This is a genomic window from Bacteroides cutis (assembly GCF_900241005.1).
GTDB classification, from domain to species: Bacteria; Bacteroidota; Bacteroidia; order Bacteroidales; family Bacteroidaceae; genus Bacteroides; species Bacteroides cutis.
In genome coordinates, this window is the sequence record NZ_OEST01000001.1 from 321198 (window position 1) to 344870 (window position 23673).

General features: G+C 41.0%; 15 protein-coding genes and 1 pseudogene. 6 read left to right on the top strand and 10 right to left on the bottom strand.

The features are described 5' to 3' along the window. Nucleotides 1–11: 11 nt before the first annotated feature. The 9 genes and pseudogenes from C1A09_RS01260 to C1A09_RS01295 all read right to left on the bottom strand — a co-directional run bounded on the left by C1A09_RS01260 (nt 12) and on the right by C1A09_RS01295 (nt 7924). Nucleotides 12–410 carry a plasmid mobilization protein gene (locus C1A09_RS01260; protein ID WP_101541930.1) on the bottom strand — a complete coding sequence of 133 codons (399 nt, stop codon included), beginning with the start codon at nt 408–410 and terminating at the stop codon, nt 12–14. Between the two features lie 173 nt (nt 411–583). Further along, nucleotides 584–946, bottom strand: a complete 363-nt coding sequence (locus C1A09_RS16455) for a hypothetical protein (RefSeq protein ID WP_245874947.1) — start codon at nt 944–946, stop codon at nt 584–586. 17 nt (nt 947–963) lie between these two features. After that, nucleotides 964–1275 (bottom strand): hypothetical protein, encoded by a 312-nt coding sequence (locus C1A09_RS16460; protein WP_245874948.1) that lies wholly within the window; start codon nt 1273–1275, stop codon nt 964–966. Nucleotides 1276–1326: 51 nt separating this feature from the next. Then, nucleotides 1327–1674 (bottom strand): hypothetical protein, encoded by a 348-nt coding sequence (locus C1A09_RS01270; protein ID WP_061448470.1) that lies wholly within the window; start codon nt 1672–1674, stop codon nt 1327–1329. Nucleotides 1675–1810: 136 nt separating this feature from the next. Next, nucleotides 1811–3196 (bottom strand): annotated as a pseudogene (locus C1A09_RS01275) (virulence-associated E family protein). A gap of 4 nt (nt 3197–3200) precedes the next feature. After that, entirely contained in the window at nt 3201–3518 is a 318-nt protein-coding gene (locus tag C1A09_RS01280) for a DUF3853 family protein (RefSeq protein ID WP_061448472.1), read from the bottom strand. Nucleotides 3519–3696: 178 nt separating this feature from the next. Beyond that, nucleotides 3697–4941, bottom strand: coding sequence for a DUF6043 family protein (locus C1A09_RS01285; RefSeq protein ID WP_061448473.1), 1245 nt, complete (start codon nt 4939–4941; stop codon nt 3697–3699). Between the two features lie 17 nt (nt 4942–4958). After that, a complete protein-coding gene (locus C1A09_RS01290) occupies nt 4959–6449 on the bottom strand; it encodes a tyrosine-type recombinase/integrase (RefSeq protein ID WP_180949157.1) in 1491 nt (496 codons plus the stop codon). A 434-nt stretch (nt 6450–6883) separates the two neighbouring features. Then, complete coding sequence (locus C1A09_RS01295; RefSeq protein ID WP_145998960.1) at nt 6884–7924, bottom strand: SIR2 family protein; 1041 nt, start codon at nt 7922–7924, stop codon at nt 6884–6886. Nucleotides 7925–8880: 956 nt separating this feature from the next. Between C1A09_RS01295 and C1A09_RS01300 the strand changes: the two genes are divergently transcribed. Further along, nucleotides 8881–12870, top strand: coding sequence for a hybrid sensor histidine kinase/response regulator transcription factor (locus C1A09_RS01300; RefSeq protein ID WP_101541932.1), 3990 nt, complete (start codon nt 8881–8883; stop codon nt 12868–12870). Nucleotides 12871–13096: 226 nt separating this feature from the next. Here the strand turns inward: C1A09_RS01300 and C1A09_RS01305 are convergent, their stop codons facing one another. Next, on the bottom strand, nt 13097–15841 hold the full coding sequence (locus C1A09_RS01305; RefSeq protein WP_101541933.1) for a TonB-dependent receptor: 2745 nt from the start codon (nt 15839–15841) through the stop codon (nt 13097–13099). A 132-nt stretch (nt 15842–15973) separates the two neighbouring features. On the opposite strand from C1A09_RS01305, the gene C1A09_RS01310 reads away from it, so the two are divergent. The 5 genes from C1A09_RS01310 (at nt 15974) to C1A09_RS01330 (ending at nt 23663) form a co-directional block, all read left to right on the top strand. Beyond that, on the top strand, nt 15974–16753 hold the full coding sequence (locus C1A09_RS01310) for a M15 family metallopeptidase (protein WP_101541934.1): 780 nt from the start codon (nt 15974–15976) through the stop codon (nt 16751–16753). A gap of 104 nt (nt 16754–16857) precedes the next feature. Further along, a complete protein-coding gene (locus C1A09_RS01315; protein ID WP_101541935.1) occupies nt 16858–18486 on the top strand; it encodes a redoxin family protein in 1629 nt (542 codons plus the stop codon). Nucleotides 18487–18493: 7 nt separating this feature from the next. Then, on the top strand, nt 18494–19753 hold the full coding sequence (locus tag C1A09_RS01320; protein WP_101541936.1) for a THUMP-like domain-containing protein: 1260 nt from the start codon (nt 18494–18496) through the stop codon (nt 19751–19753). 188 nt (nt 19754–19941) lie between these two features. Then, nucleotides 19942–22710: a TonB-dependent receptor gene (locus C1A09_RS01325; protein ID WP_101541937.1), complete on the top strand. Its 2769-nt coding sequence runs from the start codon at nt 19942–19944 to the stop codon at nt 22708–22710. Nucleotides 22711–22733: 23 nt separating this feature from the next. Beyond that, entirely contained in the window at nt 22734–23663 is a 930-nt protein-coding gene (locus C1A09_RS01330) for a metallophosphoesterase (protein WP_180949158.1), read from the top strand. Nucleotides 23664–23673: the final 10 nt, after the last annotated feature.

Genomic DNA, 23673 nt, shown 5'->3' on the forward strand with positions numbered 1-23673 from the left:
GGTAAGGAAATTTATTCGGTAAGATAATTCTCTATCTGGCTCCAGCGGTTGATTAGTTGCGTGGCTGTCATCATCCATTGTTCCACAAAGCGTGTGTCACTGAAATACATGGCTCGTTTATCCGCTTGGATGGATTTCACGGCAGCCGCAATACGGATGAGGTCGCCTCTTGCATCCGTCAGGCTGCACAAGGCTTCTACCTCACGCTCAGACAACCGTTGCCGTGGATGCTGCCCTAAAGCAGTGCGGCGCACATAGTTGCTCATGGACAAACCGCAGGTTTTGGCAAGTTCTTTCGCTTGGGTGTATTCCTGCTCCGTTACTCTGGCTTCAAGTCGCAAGGTACGCCTCATAACTTTCTTGTCGTTCTCTTCATCAACATCTTTGTTGGTAATCTTTTTCTTCTTCATGTTTTGTTATGTTATGGGTGAGACATCAATCTAAAAAGGGACAGCAGGGTGGGAGCTTGCGACTGCCGGAATACGCCTATGTAGTACGGATGAGTGTAACGAATTTGTGCGACATAGGAACTTCTTGCAAGACCCCGCACAAAATATAGGCTCTACCGCCATATCCAATATGATTATGTCTGACCATCTGCTGAAACATCCTCGTTAGATTCTTCCTCTCTCGCAGGCTGTAGAGAATTCGGAACAGAAGGAAAAGATGAAAGGGTAAGCAGTTCGCCCTCGTCTGATATAACAGGTTCTTTGCCTACTAAGGAAAAATCAGTGTCAGAAGCACAGACCTCATTCGTCGCTTCTATTTGCTTACAATCATTTGAGTTGGGTAAGTTTTCCTTCATACAGCTATCCGAATCCTCCAATGGAGCCATTGACAAAACGGGTACGGTATCATCGGACATTGCAGGTGCGTTCTTCTTTTCGTCTTGTTGGTCTTTTAGTCGGACATAAAAAGGGTTGTCTATGCGATTGCCATTTTCCATCCATGCCGATATACATTTCAGCGTGTGGACACTTGTTCTGTTGCTTTCGCAGATGCGACAATTCTCAACTGGTTCATCTTGTCCAACACGCGGGATATGGTTTTCTTGTCATAACCCAATTTGCTGGACAAATCCACTTCCGAAAGGATGGCTTGCCCCACTTGTAAGGTTGTGGAAAATCCTTTTATGGCATAATCGTTTTCTTCCAGCACTGCCGCTTCGATAAGTTGGTGCAGAATTTTCATGCGGTCAATGCCATACTTGCTCCCTGCCAGATATGCAAGTTGCTCTGACGAAAGCACTATACAATAATTCAAGTTTGTTTTCATCGTCTGTCAATTTTGAAGATGGTTTATAAATGGTGCAGCCAAAAGAGAAAGTCAGCGGTGCATACCGTAACCTCTCTCCGGCACATAATACTCCTTGTCGTATGCGATGTGGTCAAGCACGTCTTGAAGCCTGTCAAGTTGACGGCTGTCTAATATACGGATGGCGGCAATGGTAATGTTCTGTGAAGCGATACGGCGGTGTTCACAATTCCGTTCTGATATACTTCCGTCTCCATCGGCATGGACACTTCGTAGGTAATTGTTCACCGCCTCGGTCTGTTCCTTGCTTGGAAAGGTGGAGGGATAACGGTCTTGAACATACGTAACCATGTGGCTGACCGCATTTGCCAACAACGGGTCACATTCTTGTAGCTGTTTGATAAGTTCTTCTTTCCTCATATTGTTGGTTTATATTGTCCCGTGTCCCAAGCGTTTTTTATAATTTTCTATTTTGCTTACTTCCTGTTTTTATTCTTTTTCGAGGGCAAAAGGGGGACAAGGGGACATTGGTTTTTTCTTTTCCCTTATTTTGAAATTAAAATGGTAATTCCAGTTCACTTGGCAGCGTTGCGCAGGACTCTTCACTTGGAGCGTCCACCCTCACCCATGGGTATTTCGTCCGTCCCGTCTTATCACAGTAGGCTGGATGCAGCCCCTTGACCTTCTCCTGTTCACTCCGTTTCCAATTGGGAAACATGGACATCAGGCGGTTGAGGTATTGCGAAGTGTATTTGGACGGATTTCGTCTGACTAAATCATTGGGCAGTTCCTCTATAATCTGCCGGGCACAAACCATATTGAGTGAGGTCATTGTGGAATTTGGTTCTGAGTATGCTCCTTTCTGATAAGCCAGTCGTGTCGGAATCATCCAATTTGCATACTGCACGGGAACCTCACGTTCCAGATACATTTCTATGTCCTCCATGATTGGGTCAACAAGAATGTTGGAATGTTACATCTGCACCTCGTTGGCCTCATTCTCCATGTCCGGTGACAAGTAGAGTTTCATTCCTTGTCGATAATATGCGTATGCCTCTGCCCAAAGTTGAGGAACGGAACACTGCAAATCATCCAACCAATCTGACACATGACCGCTGCCTTTGACAGGGATAATCCACCATCGGCGGTTTCCATTGTCTCCTTGTAGGAAGTTCATTTCATTAGTAGTCGCAGCAAAAACATTATGCTGCATGAACTCCACCACCTTATGCCCATAAGCCGGACGCATATAATCACTGCAACGGCTTAGAAAAGCCTTGGCTGCTTCCGCGTCATTCGCCCGTTTTAAACCATTCAACTCACTGATTTCAATAATCCAACCGTTGGTTATGGTCTCCACTTTCTCCTTGTCACCACTGGCGAAAGAGAATGAATCGTTGAACCATCTCCCACTGATGGCTTTGAAGAAGGTGCTTTTACCAATACCTTGGGGACCGGGCAAGGTCAGTACGTTGTCAAACTTGCAACCTGGATTGAATACTCTTGCTACAGCCGCCACGAACCAAAGTTTTGTCTGTTCCCTAACAAGCGGAGTGTCATCCGCTCCAAGATAATCTATGATGGTTGTGGCTATGCGAGGTTGTCCGTCCCATGTCTCTTGTGCGATGAATCCCTGTACAGGATTGAAACTCCGTTCAGAAGAAGTGGTCTTCAATATCTCAAATACCTTATTCTGCGTCAGACGTATTCTGTATGTCCTTTCCAAATAATCCTGTATCTTTCCTGCCGACTCTTCATCTATCTTGTTTCCGTTGACATTGCGGAACAAAGGGCAGAAACATACATCGTCCTGACAGAAGGTATCGTACCTTATCTGACTAAGATTCTCATCCAGTGTGAAAATAAGCCGGAGATTACTGATGGAACGAGCAGGATTTCCGTAACTGTCTGTTGCCAGATTTTTTTTCCAATCATCTTCCATACACCTATTCTTTGATGCGAATGCCACCTGATTCCTTTGCCAAAGCCAACGCAAGGTCTGCATCCACTACGATTTTTCGTCCTATCTGTGTGATAGCTTTATCTATGATACCGCTTTTCTTAATGCGGTTGGCGGTGGGTACGCTACAACCGAATACACGGGCGATACCCTCTATACCATAGTAGTTGCCTTTGGATGCCACTTGGGGAATGGCCACTTCTGTACTTTCCACACTTTTAGTGATGAGAAAGCAAAGCTCCTCACCCGTCATCATGGCGATGGGCTTTTGGAGTAGTTGGGTAAAATTGAGTTTTTCTTCCATATCTTTACTTGTTTGATGATTAAATACTTTAAGCCTCGGTTCAACTCTGTGAAACCGATTTCGCAAGCAAAGGTAGTGTATGAAACTCTGTGTGTTGGTCGGTTTATTTATACCTTAATTTTACCGACCGAATTACAACAGATGTTTGCTGTAAAAAACGGATAGCTGGATTTCCCAACTACCCGTTATTGGCAAAATAGTCCGTCCATCGGTCTATTATCCGTTTTGCTTTGGTGTAACTGCTTCCTCTTTGAGGTGAGTTCAACGTAAGTTCTTTGATTTCCCAGTACCGCTTCTGTGGAATGTCGTGCCCGTAATGTCGTTGAGAGAACTGTTCTATGGCACGGTGGAATGTCATGTATCTTGTGGACGCTTTTATCTTGCCAGACTTTACCAATGATTTCAACAGATAGGCAAGACTTATGTCCTCTGTATTCTCTTCAAGAAACAAAAGGATACCCAGCTTGATACGTTCCTTGTCGCCCAAAAGAATATCATCCAATGATTGTATCACCTTTCTATTGCCTCGCCTGCCTTTTACTTTTCGTAAGGCAAACATCACCTCCTTCCAGATTTCTGGGTTACACTTCTCAACGGTGTTTTCCCAATCCGCTTTGGTTTCTGCGCCCATCTCTATACTTCCATTTACAAGCAGGGTAACGCATGACTTTACAAGAAGTATATCGCCATGGTCAACCTCTTCACTGTTCAACAGACGGTTAAGTAATTTGGCCATACGTGAAAGACCGTGGTCAAATACCACGAAATAATACATACAATAAGCCAAATCCTCTTTCTTTTCCATTACACGGTCATACAGGTTAGCCATGAACCCACCAATGAATACTGCATGAAAGAGGAAAACAATTTGAGAGATATAGGTCAAGAACTGATAAACCATTTTTCTTTCCAGTTTGCTCAACAGATAACATCCTTTGCTGTTTCTCATGAACATATCTAATTGCCCAATCAAGTAGGACCTTAACTCCTGCGGCAGACGATTCCATATTTCAATAGGTGTTTCAGAATGAACCATCAGTAGCCCTGACTTTGGAGAAGTGAGCAGTTCTACCGTACCTGTTTTCACATTGATGCCTATCCACAAACGCATGTTGGTGATACATCTGGCGATGGTCTCGGTATATTGGCCAGCCCATTGTTGGTTTGCAATGTCTGACACATCCTTGCCGTTTACAAAATCAGAGAGCCAGTTATACATCATCAAGGCTTCAGGTGGTACGCAATCCCGCATCATCAGATACATGTCCATCATAACTGATATGTTACCTTTAGCCACAGCATCTATGCGCTTACAAAAGTTGGCATACGCTTCCTCATTGGCCGATTTCCACGCACGAATAGCCATATCAGCAGTATCCTTTCTTTTGGAATAGGATTTTATCCTCTCTATGAAGTTTATCATTGTATTACTGATTAAGGTTATCTGAATAGTTTGAGCAATTCTTCTGTGGACATGCTTGCCAGCTTCGCTAACAGAGCATCCCTTTCAGAAGTGTTATCCAAGTTTAGCAGTTTTGAATTGTTTTGCATCTGTATATCGAGAGGATAATGCTCAATGTAGATTTGAGTAATGGCATGATCAGAAGTTGAATGCCCCATGCTTTCAGAGATATAATCCATATCCACTCCGGCATTATGCAGATTAGTAGCAAACGAGTGTCGGCACCATGTGCCGGACGGACAGATGGACTTATCCCAATTCAATGCCTCATGGCAAATCTTGATGACTCGGTCTTTCACGTTTGAGTTTTCTTGTACCGTGTATTTGCGGCGCAGTTCTTCTGTCTCCGATCCCTTTAATATGTCGGGGAACACCAAGCCATCACGAGTCGGAGGCGCAGCAATCTCATCCAAGATATATTGTAAGGGAGGGATAATAGGAACTATCACCTCGGAACCATCGGGGCATCTTCGGGAAGTCTTTTTGCGATTGAAGCGGAACGCCTTGCCTTCTGTCTGGTAATAATAACTGTTGTAAGTCAGACGTCCGGCATCAGCCATGTTGAAACCATTACACAGGTATTGCGCAAGGAACAGCCCTAATGAATAATGGGCACGTTTCATATAATCTTCCGTCCAATGTTCGGGGTATTGCTTTGAAACGAAAAGGTTATAAAGCTCTGTCATCTGGTTTACGTTCAGGAAACTCTGCTTGCGCTTTGCGCTCTTGGGAATGCTTACCAAGCCTTTCTCTTTCTTGTTAGAAAAGGGATAAGGAACATCTTTGAGGTAACCCTCATGCACACACCTGTTCCATACGGCACGGCAACAACGCAAATAGATACCGGCCGTAGTGTCGCTGATTTTCCCGACAATCGCACCATTTTCATCTTTTACCCCATTGTGCATACCATCCTTCCACTTCTGAAGTTCTGCCGCACTGATACAAAAGCCTTTTATGGCATTCTCTCCAAGAATCTTTCTGAATGATTTGAGAGAACACTCGTAACTTTCGGCTGTGGTAAAGCGTACTCCGCCATCTTCTGTTCGGAGGTCATGGATGACTTGCTCCCAAATGCCAACAAAAGATTGAGAGACAGTAGCGTTGTCATCTATGGATGTTGCTTCTTCACCGTCTATTATACATCGACGTACCATTTCGTATGTGAGGATGCCTCCCTTGTTCAGATTCATCAAGATTTCCTTGTACTTGGGAATAAACGTGTCCTTCCATTCCTTTTGCAACTTGTAGTTCTCGCTCCTACATTTTACAGCACTACAAATGTCCGAAAACTCTTTTGCAGTATAAGACCCACCAACGGGATAATAAAAAGCTCTACGTTCTAATGTAAAACGCACAGATAAAGGGTACTCACTTGATTTCCTCCTGTTGGTTCGAATATCAAGGGCAAGTGATACAGTACAACCACACTCTTTGAAAAGGGGCATGGATTTGGTTAATTTTTCCATTGCATTCAATAGTTTATGTTCAACATAACCTCTGAACACAGCCGCTTTGTAATGTGAGGCGTACATATACAAAACGCTGCATATAACCACTGAGTCCCTATCCTTTGACGGATAAAACATTGTCGTTATATGCAGCGGTGCAATCTCGTTGTCTCCTGTCGCTGACTGGTAACCGGGCTTCTGCTAATCGGTCTCAACCCCTGAAGCAACTCTCACGTATTGTTTGAAATAGAGTATCTTCCGACTAATACTCCCTCTACGCTTCGATTCATCGGAATGGGATGACCCTCCCACGAAAGTTAGGCAAACTCACTTTTCCTTTTGGGGAAAGAGCACCTTTTGGTCATGGCTCACCTTACATAATGATGCAAAGGTAATGAATTATTTTCACTATTGTACAATAAGAAGATTAAAAACTATAACTTATTACAATATCATGTACGTAAATTTTCAACCGATGTTCTAATTATAGAAGCAACCTCTGTCCACTCTGTTATCCAGATTAATCTTATACCTAGATGCGCAACCGAAGCTTCATACCATTTTTTCAATTGAGAAGATTCTGGAGATTTTTCAATCCAATAATGAGTGGTACTTTCATTTGCGCCGCCATATTTATTGATAGTATCAACTTTGGCCTTATGCAACCAGGAAAGCCACCTTCTGACATTTGCATCTCGAAATGACAAACCTATAAAAAAGACGGTATTAGTAGATAAGATATTATAAAAACTTATTGCCTGCCAGGAAAAAGCATTATTTGCAAGTTGTAAATACTCATTTTCTAGGAAAACCAGTTTATCAGAAGCATTCATCCATTTTTGCTTACTTCCTGGCAAAGGGACTAATCCATGACAAAAATAAAAAGGTATCCTACCGCGATAATGAGAAGTTGTAGGTTCTGTTATATAATCTAATATTTTGTCATTTTTCTTCAAGCTAATTTGGGCATAAGCATTTATAAGTGTAGGGAAAAGAGTTTCTGCATTAAAAGTAATTATACTATTTAAACCAGCATCTTTCTTATAGGCTTCTATAACTAATTGAGCTAAATCTATTGAGCTTACAGGTGATAGTTGTTTTATAAGTGTAAGAAATCTATTCCAATCCAAATTAGGGGAAGGTACTTGTGTTGATAAACATTTACACAACAAATCTCTATCTCTTTGGTTGACTGATTTTAATAAATCTTTATAAAGTAGTTCTGCTAGTATTTCAGGGAATTTTATATCTTTATTTTTCGATCTTAATTGTTCATAACAGGATTGTATTATGACTTCAGATGAAAAATAGCTATTTATCTCATTTATGATGTTAATAGAATTTGGAGAACTGTGTAAAATAATTCTTTCCGCTAAAGTATTCCATGATGGAAAAATCGGGAATGATATACCAGCACCAACACATAATGCCCATGTTTTACCCGCAGGAACGAGCTGAGATATTGTTTTTTTATTTAATCCTTCTTTTGCCATATATTTTTGATATAGGTCGATATGTTGTCGCCTAATTATAATAGACAACTAATATAATTTACTTTTAAAATCCAAAGTTATAGATTTTTATTGTATAGTAGGATGTTTCTTGTGATTTTTTTGTTACTAGAAAACAGCATTGTCTTGCCTATTTTATGTATTTCTCTACCATTTCTGCGAAAACAATGCGAAAACAAACGGTTTCAGTTAGGGGGATTTAGTGAGTTTTATAGGAAGTGGCGAAAATCGAACTAATTGATACACAATAGAATTTGATAAAATGGACTATCGCTGAATATCACTTTGCCGTTCTCATAATCTGAAGATCCCTGGTTCAAGCCCAGACTGATCCACGAGCTAAAAATCTCATTCTTAACAGAATATAGTTTTTTTAGTTCATAGATACCTCCAATTAAGGGTCTGTTGCTTGATTACATTAGCCTTAAGAAAGAACAGTTGTTTCACCAATTAAACAATATGTAATATGCCGACAATCAACCCAGAAGTAGTAGAAGTACAAAGAAAGACAAATGACTATTTCACCGTAAGGCTTAGATTTACTCTTAACAGAAGAATGAAACGTATATCAACAAGCCTATTCGTAACCCTAAATGATTTAACAAAGAGCGTGAAGCACGAACAAAAAAGTTAATGCAGCAGGGTAAGTGTGTACCCTCTAATCGATCTTTATCTCTTTATTCGGTAAGCATAAAGAAACCGTTAGAAATCATGAACATTATTCCAGAATGTATACTTTTTGTTAAATTTGCTGTACCCATAATCTATTAAATAGAACTCATAATTGGAACAATCCAAATCAAAAATGTTTGATACAACAAGATATCGTCCACTTTTTATTGATTCAATTTTATTGTTTTGATATATGATTATTAATTTACCCGATGGTATTTTAACTAATATTTTATAATTTTGCAAATGTATTTTTTGAATATTATATGAAAACACTTTTGAATATTAGACGACTTTTACTTTTTGCAATCTTTTTCATTAACGGTACTGTAAGTAAGGGGCAGATTTATAAGTACATAGGGCTGGAAGACGGTCTGAATAATCAGAAAATATATCATATCCAGAAAGATCAACGGGGATATATGTGGTTTCTAACTCAAGAGGGGATAGATCGCTATGATGGAAAACATATCAAGCATTACAATTTTTCAGACGATAGTATGAAGTTAGATTCACGAATTGCCCTACACTGGCTTTATATGGACAAGGGGAATGTATTATGGGTAATCGGTCAAAAAGGTCGTGTTTTCAAATATGATTCGCAACATGATAAGTTCGAACTGGTTTACGTACATCCGAGACTGATCAGAAATAAGTCACAGGCATTCCTTAATTACGGTTATTTAGACAAGAATGGTCGTATTTGGTTATGTTGTAAAGATAGTATTACATGGTATAATACTCGTACTGGAACAGCTCTGCATATACCAACGCCTGTTAATGATGAAATAACGGCCATTGAACAGACAGACGATGAGCATTTCTTTATCGGTACGGGAAGTGGTCTGTTCCGAGCCAGGATAGAAGATAAAGGGTGGAAACTGGTTTCAGATAAGGCGGTGGAAAATATCGATACCCCAGTGCATAAACTCTATTATCATGCCGTTTCAAAACAACTGTTTGTGGGAAACTATAAAGAGGGAATACTCGTATATGACATAGGCAGAACAGCAAAAATCAGTTCCTGCCAATCACCCAATAATGTAGAGATCAATCAAATCGTTGCTTTGAACGCTCATGAGCTTCTGGTAGCCACAGGTGGAAAAGGAGTATATAAACTAGACATAAATACCCGCATGAGTACCCCCTACATAACAGCCGATTATAGTAGTTATAACGGTATGAACGGGAACAATATCAATGATATTTATGTGGATGAAGAACAGCGCATCTGGCTTGCCAATTATCCTACAGGCATTACCATCCGTAACAACCGCTATAGGAGTTACGACCTAATCAGACATTCTCTCGGTAATAACCATTCATTGGTGAACAATCAGGTTCATGACGTGATAGAGGACAGTGATGGTGATCTCTGGTTTGCGACCAGTAACGGTATCAGTCTTTATCAACCTACTACAAAAGAGTGGCGTTCTTTCTTCAGTTCTTTTGACCCGGCATTAGATGATGAAAATCACATCTTCTTAGCACTGTGTGAAGTCACTCCCGGTGTGATATGGGCCGGCGGCTTTACGTCAGGTATTTACAAGATAGAAAAGAAGAAAGAATTTAAGATAAGTTATCTTTCTCCGGCTGCTATTGCAGGAGTACGTCCTGATCAATATATTTATGACATTAAAAAAGATTCGAACGGTGATATATGGTCCGGTGGGTATTACCATTTGAAGCGTATCAATCTTAAGACCAAAAGCGTGCGCTTATATCCGGGAGTAAATTCTATCACTACCATTCAGGAAAAGGATGCCCGGCAGATGTGGATCGGTACAAGAATGGGGCTCTACCAACTTGATAAGAAATCCGGTGTTTATCAATATGTTGACCTACCTATCGAATCTCCCTATATATGTGCATTGTATCAAAGAGATGACAGTATCTTGTATATTGGTACACGCGGATCCGGCCTTCTAGTTTACGACATTAATAATAATGAGTTTATCCATCAGTACCTTACAGACAACTGTGCATTGATTTCCGATAATATTTATGCAATTCTTCCACGTCAGGACGAAAGTCTACTTATGGGTACGGAGAACGGTATTACCATATATTCAACAAAGAAACACTCTTTCCGTAACTGGACACGAGAGCAAGGATTGATGAGTGTCAATTTTAATGCAGGCTCTGCCACAGCATGTAACAAAAGTACGCTCATTTTTGGCGGTAATGACGGTGCTGTCAAGTTCCCGACAGACATACAGATACCGGAACCCTATTATTCACGTCTGTTACTGCGCGATTTTATGATAGCTTATCACCCCATTTATCCGGGTGATGACGGATCTCCCCTAAAGAAAGACATTAATGAGACTGACCGATTAGAACTGACCTACAGACAAAACACTTTTTCTCTTGATGTAATTTCCATTAATTATGATTATCCTTCCAATATTCTTTATTCATGGAAAATTGACGGTTTTCATAAAGAATGGAGTCGTCCAAGCCTGGACAACCGGATTATTGTAAGAAATCTACCTCCAGGCAGTTATACATTACGAATTCGTACAGTATCCAATGAGGAACAATACAAAACCTATGAAACAAGAAACATCCAGATTATCATAACACCTCCGATATGGGCCAGTGTATGGGCTATGGTAGGATATGCAATCTTACTGGTTCTGATTCTGGTTATTATATTCCGTATCATCATGTTGCACAAACAGAAGAAAGTTTCGGATGAGAAAACACGGTTCTTCATTAACACAGCTCACGACATACGCACACCACTTACATTGATAAAGGCTCCACTGGAAGAGATTGTAGAAAACCACATGGTGATGGAACAAGCATTACCGCATATGAATATGGCTCTTAAAAATGTGAATACATTACTTCAGCTGACGACCAACCTGATAAATTTCGAACGGATAGATGTCTACTCTTCCACTCTTTACATTTCCGAGTATGAACTGAATTCTTATATGAATAATATTTACGCCGTTTTCCGTAAATATGCAGAAATGAAACGTGTAAGGTTTGTCTACGAAAGCAATTTTGACTATCTGAATGTGTGGTTTGACAGTGACAAGATGGGATCTATTCTAAAAAATATCTTATCAAATGCATTAAAGTATACATCTGAAGGTGGCAGTGTATGCATTTATGCCTGTGAGGAAGGAAATACCTGGAGTATCGAGGTAAAAGATACCGGAATCGGTATTCCTTCGCGTGAACAAAAGAAATTATTTAAAAACTGTTTTCGGGGTAGTAATGTCATCAATCTAAAAGTGACAGGCAGTGGAATCGGATTAATGCTGGTATATAAACTGGTCAAGTTACATAAAGGTAAGATTCAGATTCAAAGTACCGAACATCAAGGTACCTGTGTACGGATCACTTTCCCGAAAGGAAACAGGCACCTCCATAAAGCAAAATTTATCTCACCCAAGACACCAGATGAACATCCGGAAGCTATCATACCGACTCAAAATTCCGGTTCGTCTACGGAAACATTCCAGATAAACAGTCCTTCACAACGTATCCTGATAGTGGAAGATAATGATGATTTACGTAGTTATCTTATGGATATGCTTAGTACGGATTATAATATTCAGTCCTGTCCGAATGGAAAAGACGCACTTGTTATAATACGAGAATTCAATCCCGATCTCGTCATATCCGATATAATGATGCCCGAGATGAACGGAGATGAACTTTGCTCAGCTATAAAGGGAAATCTTGAAATATCCCATATTCCAGTCATTTTGCTAACTGCACTGGGAGATGAGAAAAACATGTTGGAAGGGCTGGAAATCGGGGCGGACGCCTACATCATCAAACCTTTCAGTGTGGGAATACTCAAAGCAATGATTAAGAACATACTTGCAAATCGCGCTTTGCTCCGTCAGGCTTATAACAGTATCGAAGATAAAAAACAAAATCTTCCAGTGAATTGTACTAACACCATGGACTGGAAATTTATAGCTTCCGTTAAGGAATGTATAGAAAAGAACATGGGAGACTCGGACTTTAATGTGGAGATACTCAGTAGTCAACATTATATGAGCCGTACAAGTTTCTTCAATAAATTAAAGGCACTGACCGGTTATGCTCCGGCTGACTATATCCGGATGATACGTTTGCAACATGCTGCACAATTACTAAAGCAAGGCGAACATACAATAGCGGAGATTGCTGATATTGTCGGGTTTTCGGATGCAAAGTACTTTCGTGAGGTATTCAAAAAATATTATAATGTAAGCCCAAGCAAATTTTATAAAAAATCGGAAGAGTGATGGTTAGAAATTAAGAGGCTCATTCTTAACAGAATAGAACCTCTTATACACTCTCCAAGTACAACCTTGTCATTCCCGTTCTTTTTACCTCTAATTCAAGACAAATCTATTTGTATACCCTCACTGTGTCTCCGACTTCTCTGAGCGAGGTTTACGTGACAAATATTTTAAAAGTAATCACTCCGACAATTATTATTCTTCTATTAATAACTCGCAAAGAAAAGAACTAATATTCGTCAACATTGTGCATTCTTCTCCTGCCTTCTCCCCTGCCGCCACCGCCACGGCTACCGGCCAATGTATTAAAACGATAGACAAAATGGACAATACAATAGCTAGTAAGCATATTGGTAGTTGTATCAGTGATACTCGTGCCACTCACTGAACGGCTCTGGTTGTTCTGTTGACGCAAAATATCATACACTTTAACACGCACCATAGCTTGTTTCCGTTTCATAAAACGTTTTGAGAGCTGCATATTCCATAAGAATTCATCTCTATTCGCATCACCACTATATCCTTCACGTATCCGCCAATGCATATCTGTAGAAAACTCTATATCCCATGGAAGGCGAATATTCGTATTTCCCCCCAGTGTATAATCAAATGTTTCACGATTACTGTTCTTTTGTTTATTATTCTGTACGTTATTGTAACGGAATGAAGCGTTTAAAGCAATATCGGATTTGTTACTGCGATATGCTCCCCGTAGACGAGTTGTAGCAGAAAAGTTGTGCGTAGTACTCAGTTCCGCATCTGTACTTTTTTTATTTACAGACGTATAACTGACCTGATCGCTATATCTGGCATTAGCCCCTGTACTGATTGTAAACTTCTTATTCTTGAACGGAGTATCAAAAGAGATGTTCATATTCGAACTCCAATTACCATTGATATTGACCTTATGATAAGTACGCGCACCGGTTCTGGTATCATAAGTCATGCGATTACCAACTGAATTCATAGTATTGTTAAATCCTACTCCTACCCGGAAACTTCTCATAGTAGTAACTGAATATCGGTTATAATTAGCACTAACCGTATTCGAAAACGAAGATTTCAGATTCGGGTTTCCATAACGTAAATTCATCGGATCAGTAACATCTATAACTTCTTGAAGATCCTCCATGTTAGGCGCAGAACTCTGTCCGCTATATCGAAAGGTAAAACGTTCACGACGTGAAAAATAATAATCCAACGATACGGAAGGAGACCAGTTTATAACATTCTGCCGTGGTAAATCTTTATTCGTATTTGGCCCGATAGTAGTCACACTTTCAGTAAAACGCGGATTTAAAGCAATACCTATATTGTAATTTAAACCTTTACGTTCACCCTGCCATTGCGTATGGTCGCCCTGTAAGGAAAGATTAAACCGCTGATTGCCATAGTGGTTTTCTACGCGAGAACTTAGATTGTCATTATATCCATAGTTCATACGATCTGCATAATTGATACTATCATACACCAACGACTGCGATAACCCATGTCTATTAGAAAAAGTATAACCGACACTAATTCTATAATGTTTGGAGAGAGGCTCAATATATCTGGCAGAAATATTCCAGCTTAGATTATGACCCTCACCTTTCGTATTTCGCTCAATATCCGAAATACTGTCTTGCATAAAAAACTGGGAATAAGATTTATTGAAATTATCCCGACTGTTTTCACTATAATCAAAATTGAGTGAGACATGAAAATTACGCCCCGGTTTCCGAAATCTATGATAATAAGCTATTGCACCTTCTATTCCATGATTATTTGTATCCCCACTACCTGCAGAAACTGTTTCATTAATATCTTCCTTATCATTATTGAGTCGTTTATTCCTACTTTCATTCCATGAACTACCTTTACTATAATCAAAGTTTATACGAGTATTCAAAGTATTCAAACTATCTATCTTCCATTCCACTCGCGCATTTCCATTCAGGCCATGACTGCCATTTTGTCTATTTGAGGCTCTGTTGGAGAAAGTCGATTCATCACCCAAAAAAGTTTCAGAAGAAGTTTCCGTAATCACATCATTCACATTATGACGGTAGCGTACATTACTTCTTATATCTAATTTCTCACTCTTACGAGCATAAGTAATACCTGCACTTTGATGAGTACGTTGACCACTACTTTGACGATTGGTATTATTAGCCGCCCCTACAAATGAAAGATTGATATCATCCGTGAAATGATTTACATTTATATTCCCCTCATAACGGTCTTCCGTTCCATATCCACCACTCAAATTTCCCATCCATCCGCTGTTCTTCTTCAAGGTAAGATCCAATACCGGTGTTTCATTACCATCTTTAATACCGGTTAACCGTTCGTTATCACTCTTTTCCTTATAGGCTTTTAATTTCTGTACAGCATCAGCAGGTAGGTTTTTCAGTGACATATCCGTATCATTACCAAAAAACTCTTTACCATTTACCATTATTTTCTTGATTTCTTCACCATTCAATGTTATCTTCCCATCTTCATCAATCTCAGCACCGGGTAACTGTTTTATCAGTTCATCAAGCATCGAACCTGCCGCTACCCTATAAGCGGAAGCGTTATACTCTGTGGTATCTTCATTGATAACTATCGGAGGAGCCTCAGCTGTAATAACCGCTTCATCCAGTAATATACCATCTGCCGATAGTTCTATCACACCGAGATCTCTCGACGTTTTCTTTTCAGATAAGGTTACAGGCTGAAAGAATGTGGTATATCCCACAAAAGATACTTTTAATAGATAATTACCGGCTTTGACACGAGGTAAGACAAAACGTCCCTGCGCACGAGTTACAATACCCGCAACCTGCGAACTATCTGACAACGCTAATAATTGTACAGTGGCAGCCTCTATAGTTTCTTTAGTTTCCTGCTCTACAACCTGCCCTGAAACTGTAATGATACGTTTTTGTGCCAAGATAGTTCCTGGTACAAATAAAAAAAGTAATAGCCCAACAATTATGTTTTTCATTATGTGAGTGTGTTGTGTGTTTCTTTATGGTTTTGTAATTTATATGACAAGAATATAAGCAAAAGGTTTAATCAATTTTACATATTTCAATTACCTTTGTCCCAACAATATCAACTGAAATAGGACAAATCAATGAAATATATTCTCTTCTTTTATATTTTATTCTTTTTATCCGGATGCCGTGGATGCCGTCAGCAACAATATCCCGCGCAAGAAAACTCTACTGGAAACTGCCGGACCAATGAACAATCTATTACCGTTTTTCTAGCAAAGGAAGAGAAAGAGAAGCCACCGCTTCCCGCCAAAAGTTGCATGGCACATTATCTGGACTCATTAGGTTTCATTAATATAGCCGAGGCGGATAGTACCATCGCCATCGAATTGATGTACTCTCGTACCGACAACTTTACTGGTCAACTCTTATACAAAGATTTACGTGAAGCCTATCTCCATCCCGAAGCAATGGAAAGCTTGATAAAGGCACAACAGTTTTTAAAAGAATTACACCCCGCCTATACTCTCATCGTATACGATGCGGCACGCCCCATGTCCATTCAGCAAACCATGTGGAATATCGTGAAAGGTACTGCACAATATATCTATGTATCCAATCCCGCTCATGGTGGTGGTCTGCACAATTACGGCCTTGCCGTAGACCTCAGTATCCTCGATGAAAAAGGAAATCCTCTATCTATGGGAACCCCTGTAGACTATTTTGGCAAAGAAGCCCATATCACCCATGAAGAACAACTGGTGAAAAGTGGTAAGATTACCGTCCAAGAACGCAATAACCGTTTGTTATTACGCCAAGTGATGAAGAAAGCCGGTTTTCGTCCGTTGCCAAGTGAGTGGTGGCATTTCAATCGGTATAGCCGACAGACTGCCAGAGAGAAATATCAAGTAATACCCTGATTTCGTGTTCAAAAGATAGCAAAACTCTTCCTTTGTACCATTTGTTTATCTGGATTATTAAAGTAACTTTGTTGCCAATAATCCAATCAAAACACAACAAAGTCATGAAAAAACTACTTTTCTTTCTCGGAATGATAACTATGGGAGCATGGATTATTAATGCACAGAATAAAGTTATTGACTATCCCGTCAGTGGAGTACGTACCACCGAATCGTTGGAAATCTATCGGGCAGAAGTATCAGATACAGCCGTTATCTTATATGGCAATCTATACAACCGTCCCAATTATTGGGTTAAAATAGCCTCATCATCCATACTAAAAGGAAAAAACACGAATAAGAATTATCGACTGATACGTACCACTGGTATACAAACAGACCGAAAAGAGTATATGCCCGATACTTATACCCGTTCATTCAGTATGCAATTTGAACCGGTTGATCCTAAAGATGAATACGTAGACTTTTATGAAACACCCGATAATAATACAGGATTTACCGTTAATGACATCCGTCTTTCCACAAAAACAAAAAGTTCAAAAATACATTGTCGGATAGAAGGAACAGTCATTAACCACCCAGCATACAGCCGAATAATGCTAATGCGCTACAATAGCGATCCACGAGTCAACGAATGGATATCTATTCCTGTCATCGACGGGAAATTTTCGTACGATCTATACACAGACCTTAACGAACCCTATGAGCTCTATCCTTGGAGTGCCCACTTGAATGGCGCTTGGTCTCCGGTCAGTTTCTTCGCTGAAGAAGGTATGATAAGAATAACTATTCGTCCATTGAAAGAAATATCCGAGATACATACTGAAACCCCACTAAACAAAGAATTATTACGTTTTAGACAAGAGATAAAAGAACGTTTCACAAACAGCATCCGTCAAGAACGCGAACAATTGGAAAAGGCAGATAAAGTGATGACTCCCGAAATGAAAATCTTGTACCGACAAATGGAAACTTTGTATAAAACAGAACAGGCAGACAAAGAGAATAAACTAAAAGAGCTGGACAAGCAGATACAGACATTGAAAGAAAAAGGGAAAGTTTATACTGAGGAGTATCAGGCCTTTGAAAAGAAAATGCAAAAAATGTACCGGGAAATGAAAGATTTCCAAAATGAATACATTCGTAGAAACGTTACGTTACCCGGTCTTTTCTTACTAATGAGCCAAGTTGCAATTGACTTGGAACCCGAAGGTATAAATACCATCAAAGAGATATACAACGCCTTATATGATGGTAAATTCACCGATAATCCAATGAGTAACTATATGAAACATTGGATAATCTCCCAACAAATACAAGTAGGTAGCCGGTTTATTGATTTCACAATTCCCGATGCAGAGGGTAAACTTCACACCTTATCCGAGGAAATCAAAGGGAAAGTGGCACTGATAGATCTCTGGGCATCATGGTGCGGGCCGTGTCGGCGCCTTTCCATCAGTATGATCCCAATATACGAGGTCTATAAAGACAAAGGTTTCACTGTGGTAGGTGTTGCACGTGAACGTAAACTTTCGGATATGACCAACTGTATAAACAGAGATAAATACCCGTGGCTCAATCTGCTGGAACTGAATGACAGCAACAAAATATGGGAAGAATACGGTATAGGTAACGGAGGAGGACGAACCTTTCTTGTAGACCGGGAAGGGTGTATCATAGCGATCCATCCTGATGCAGAACAAGTAAAAATGTGGTTAGAGAAACTATTGTAAAAAGCCTATGAACTTATCAGAAGAGACTCTACACTTTATTCGCGAACATCGCAACGAGGACGTACGTGTTCTTGCTCTATTGGCGCATAGATATCCGATGGTGGATATGCCCAATGCACTGACGCAGATAACCGGATGGAAAGTTTCACGAGACAAAATACCCACATGGGCAACTCATGAAATGTTATTGTATCCACCTCATCTCTCCATGGAACAATGTTCTTCAGAAGCCACAGCCCGCTACAAAACAGAAGTTATCCGTACCTTTTCCCAAAAAGAAGATATATCTCCTTGGGATAGTCTTACCGACCTCACCGGTGGTTTCGGTATAGATTGTGCTTTTCTGTCTTCCTGCTTCAAAAAAGTAACCTACGTGGAACAACAAGAAATATTATGTGAAATCGCTTCGCATAACTTTCCGCTACTCGGCTTAAACCATATCACCGTTTCTCATGAAGACGGTATCCGGCATTTACAGCAGATGGCTCCTGTAGATTGGATATTCATTGACCCTGCCCGCAGAGACAGTCACGGAGGGAAGACGGTGGCCATCAGTGACTGTGAACCGAATATTGCCGCCCTGGAAAAGTTATTACTTGAAAAAGCACGACATGTACTGGTAAAACTATCACCGATGCTGGATTTAACATTGGCGCTACATGACCTGAAACATGTGCAACAAGTTCATGTCGTTTCCTTGAACAACGAGTGTAAAGAGCTATTACTTGTACTGGGGCACGTAGAAAAAGTGGGGATATCTCCGTCTAAAGAGGCAGAAGCAGAAGTTCCCATTGAGAATATCCCCATTCACTGTATCAATCTCAACTATCAACAGGGAGTACAATCATTGATATTCAACCGCCGGGAAGAAAAAGAGCTACCGACCCGATACACCTCCACTCTCAAAACCTATCTTTATGAGCCAAATGTTTCTATTCTGAAAGCGGGCGCTTATCGGAGTATCTCTTCTATATATAAGGTAGAGAAACTACATCCCAACAGCCATCTTTACACTTCCGACAACTATATACCGGACTTCCCCGGCCGGAAATTCCGGATAATCAAGAGCGGCAGCCTTAACAAAAAGGAAGTCAAGGAACTGTTAGGTACAGAAAAGAAATCCAATCTTACTGTACGCAATTTCCCCGCCAGCGTTGCCGAACTACGTAAACGTCTGAAGTTGGCAGAAGGTGGAGAACTCTATCTGTTCGCTACCACTCTTGCCGATGAAAGGAAACTGCTAATCTCCTGTAAACAAATCCATTAAAATCGGCATATCTCTGTATACGGCTGAGATTTCTGAGTATACCACTGAGGTAGACTCAATATAATTATACCCCTATTCCCCGTAACCGGATTGTAACCGAATTGTTACTTGTTCTTCAATCTTCCGTAAATTGCACGTAACGGCATCCCTCTACTTTTGCGGCAGAATATTAACAGACAATAACAAGTATGAAACAGATTGTAAGAGCATTCTTATTTTTACTTCTTTTCGCCATAGCCGGCAATGTTGCCATGGCTGATGAAAAAGCAAATATCGTGAAACAAGGTACGGTACGTGGCCGTATCATTGATGCTGCCAAACAAACCCTCCCGGGTGCCTCTATCTACATCGAGAAACTACGCACAGGTGTGACAAGCGACGTCAACGGGTTCTACACTTTCTCTAACCTTGACCCGGGAACTTATACCATAAAGGTGAGTTATGTGGGATATTCACCTGTAGAACTTAAAATCACTATTCCCGCCGGACGTACTTTAGAGAAAGACGTGGTACTGAATGAGGGGGTCGAACTTCAAGAGGTCGTTGTTGGCGGTGCATTCCAAGGCCAGAGACGAGCTATCAACTCACAGAAAAACAACCTCGGTATCACCAACATCGTTTCTGCCGACCAGGTAGGAAAATTCCCCGACTCCAATATCGGCGATGCATTGAAACGTATCTCCGGTATCAACGTGCAATACGACCAAGGAGAAGCACGCTTCGGACAAGTACGCGGTACGAGCGCCGATCTCAGTTCGGTCACCATCAACGGAAATCGTGTTCCTTCTGCCGAAGGTGACACACGTAATGTACAGCTCGACCTGATACCTGCCGATATGATACAAACCATTGAAGTCAATAAGGTAGTGACCCCGGATATGGATGCCGACGCTATCGGCGGATCTATTAATTTGGTAACCAAAAATTCACCTTACAAACGTACTATCACCGCCACTGCCGGAACCGGATACAATTGGATAAGCGAGAAGGCACAGCTAAACCTGGGGTTCACCTACGGAGACCGCTTCTTCAACGGTAAATTGGGTTTGATACTTTCCGCATCCTACCAGAATTCACCTTCGGGTTCCTATGATACGGAATTCATGTGGGAACAGGATGACAACGGAAAAGTTTTCGTCAATGACTACCAAATCCGCCAATATTACGTCACTCGCGAACGCCAAAGTTATTCGGCTGCCTTGGATTGGGATATCAATGCCAATCACAAGTTAACTTTCAAAGGTATCTTCAACAACCGTAACGACTGGGAAAACCGTTACCGTACTACCTTGAAAGACCTTAGTGCTGACGGAAAAGCAACCGTACGTATACAGACCAAGGCCGGTACGCCGGACAACCGTAACGCCCGTTTGGAACGTCAACGCACCATGGACTTCGCTCTCGGTGGAGAGCACCTGTTTGGCTCTCTTTCTATGGACTGGCACGCCAGTTATGCCAAAGCCAGTGAAGAGCGCCCCAACGAACGTTACATCGACTTCCAACTGAAAAAGCAAAACTTTAACGTCGACTTGAATGATGAACGCCAACCGTATGCCACTCCTCAAGAAGGTTCTACCATGATCCTGAATGACAAGTTCAGTTTAAAGGAGTTGACCGAGCAACAGGAAGATATTAAGGAACAAGACCTGAAATTCTCTGCCAACTTCAAACTTCCTTTCAAGAACGGAAACAAATTGAAATTCGGAGCAAAGGTGGTACGCAAAACAAAAGATAAAGAAGTGGATTTTTATGAATATACTCCGCTGGACGAAGACGCTTTCATGGCAAACAGCTTGAAAAGCACTGTAAATCAGACCAACAAGCACTTCATGCCCAACAAAAAATATCAGGCAGGCATTTATGCCGGCAAGGAATATACCGGTTCGCTGGACTTGAATAACGCTTCACTCTTTGAGAAGGAACAGGTACAAGAGGAACTTGCCGGTAACTTCGAAGCGCGTGAGACTGTCAGTTCGGGTTATATCCGTTTCGACCTGAAAATTACGGACGATATAGAATGGATGTCAGGACTTCGCATTGAAAATACAGATCTGGCTTATACGGGACGTACTTATGATGCCGACGAAGATATAACCTCGAAAACCGAACGCAAGCGGAACAGTTATATCAACTTCCTACCCTCTTTACTGCTGAAATGGAATGTAAACGATGACCTTAAAGTGCGCGGCTCGTTCACCCAAACGTTGTCACGTCCTAAATATTCAGCCCTTGTACCAAGCGTAAACATCAAACGTTCCGACAACGAAATTACCATCGGCAATCCCGAATTGAAACCGACGATGTCTTACAACTTCGATTTGAGCGCCGATTATTATTTCCGTAGTATCGGTCTGGTCAGTGCCGGTATCTTCTATAAAAAGATTGATGATTTCATCGTAGACCAAATCAGTACCAACTACGAGTATCAGGGCAATGTATATACACGCTTCACACAACCCAAGAATGCAGGCAATGCCAATCTGCTTGGCGTAGAGCTATCCTATCAACGCGATTTCGGCTTCATTGCCCCTGCATTGAAATGCATAGGCTTCTACGGAACATACACTTATACACACTCACGCGTGGAAGATTTCAACTTCGAAGGACGTGAGAATGAGAAAGGCCTCAGCTTACCGGGGTCACCGGAACATACAGCCAATGCCTCACTCTATTTTGAGAAGAATGGTTTGAATATTCGCCTGAGTTACAACTTCGCTTCCGACTTTATTGACGAAATGGGCGAAAGCACGTTCTATGATCGCTACTATGACAAAGTGAATTATATGGACGCCAATGCAAGCTATACATTCGGAAAGAAGATCAAGACAACTTTCTATGCCGAAGCAAACAATCTGTTGAACCAGCCTTTACGTTATTATCAAGGCACTAAAGACCGCACCATGCAAGCTGAATATTACGGGGTGAAAGTAAATGCAGGAGTAAAAATCAACTTTTAAATAATAAAACAATGAAAATAACAATGAAAAAAATATTCCTCTTATTATTCGTTGCCTTTCTCAGTAATCTGGCAACGGCACAAATCAGCGATTATTCCATCTTTGACAAGAAATTCAATTTCTATGTCGCCAACGATTTGGGGCGTAACGGTTATTACGACCAGAAGCCAATTGCAGAACTTATGGGTGTGATGGGAGAAGGAGTAGGACCTGAGTTTGTACTGGCCACCGGTGATGTACATCATTTTGAAGGCGTACGCAGTGTAAACGATCCGCTTTGGATGACAAACTTTGAACTAATCTACAGCCATCCCGAACTGATGATCGACTGGTTTCCCGTATTGGGCAACCATGAGTATCGCGGTAACACACAAGCCGTATTAGACTATACCCATGTCAGCCGCCGCTGGACCATGCCCGCCCGTTATTACACCAAGACTTTTGAAGATAAAGGCACTACCCTCCGCGTGGTGTGGATAGATACCGCTCCTATGATCGATAAATACCGGAACGAAAACAGAACTTACCCTGATGCCTGTAAGCAAGACTATGAAAAACAGCTCGTATGGATAGATTCTGTACTCACTACCGCAAAAGAAGACTGGGTAATCGTTGCCGGACACCATCCCATCTATGCTGAAACGCCAAAAGATGAAAGCGAACGCATGGATCTGCAAACCCGTCTTGACCCGATCTTGCGTAAACATAAAGTAGACATGTATATCTGCGGACATATTCACAACTTTCAGCATGTTCGTATAGCGGGTAGTAACATTGATTATATCACCAACTCTTCCGCTTCACTCAGCCGCAAAGTAAAGCCAATCGAAGGAACGGTATTCTGCAGTCCCCAACCGGGTTTCTCCATCGTATCAGCTAATAAAAATGCCCTGGAACTGCGTATGATTGACAAGAAAGGAAACGTGTTGCACACGGTGACCAGAAACAAATAATTGGCACAAC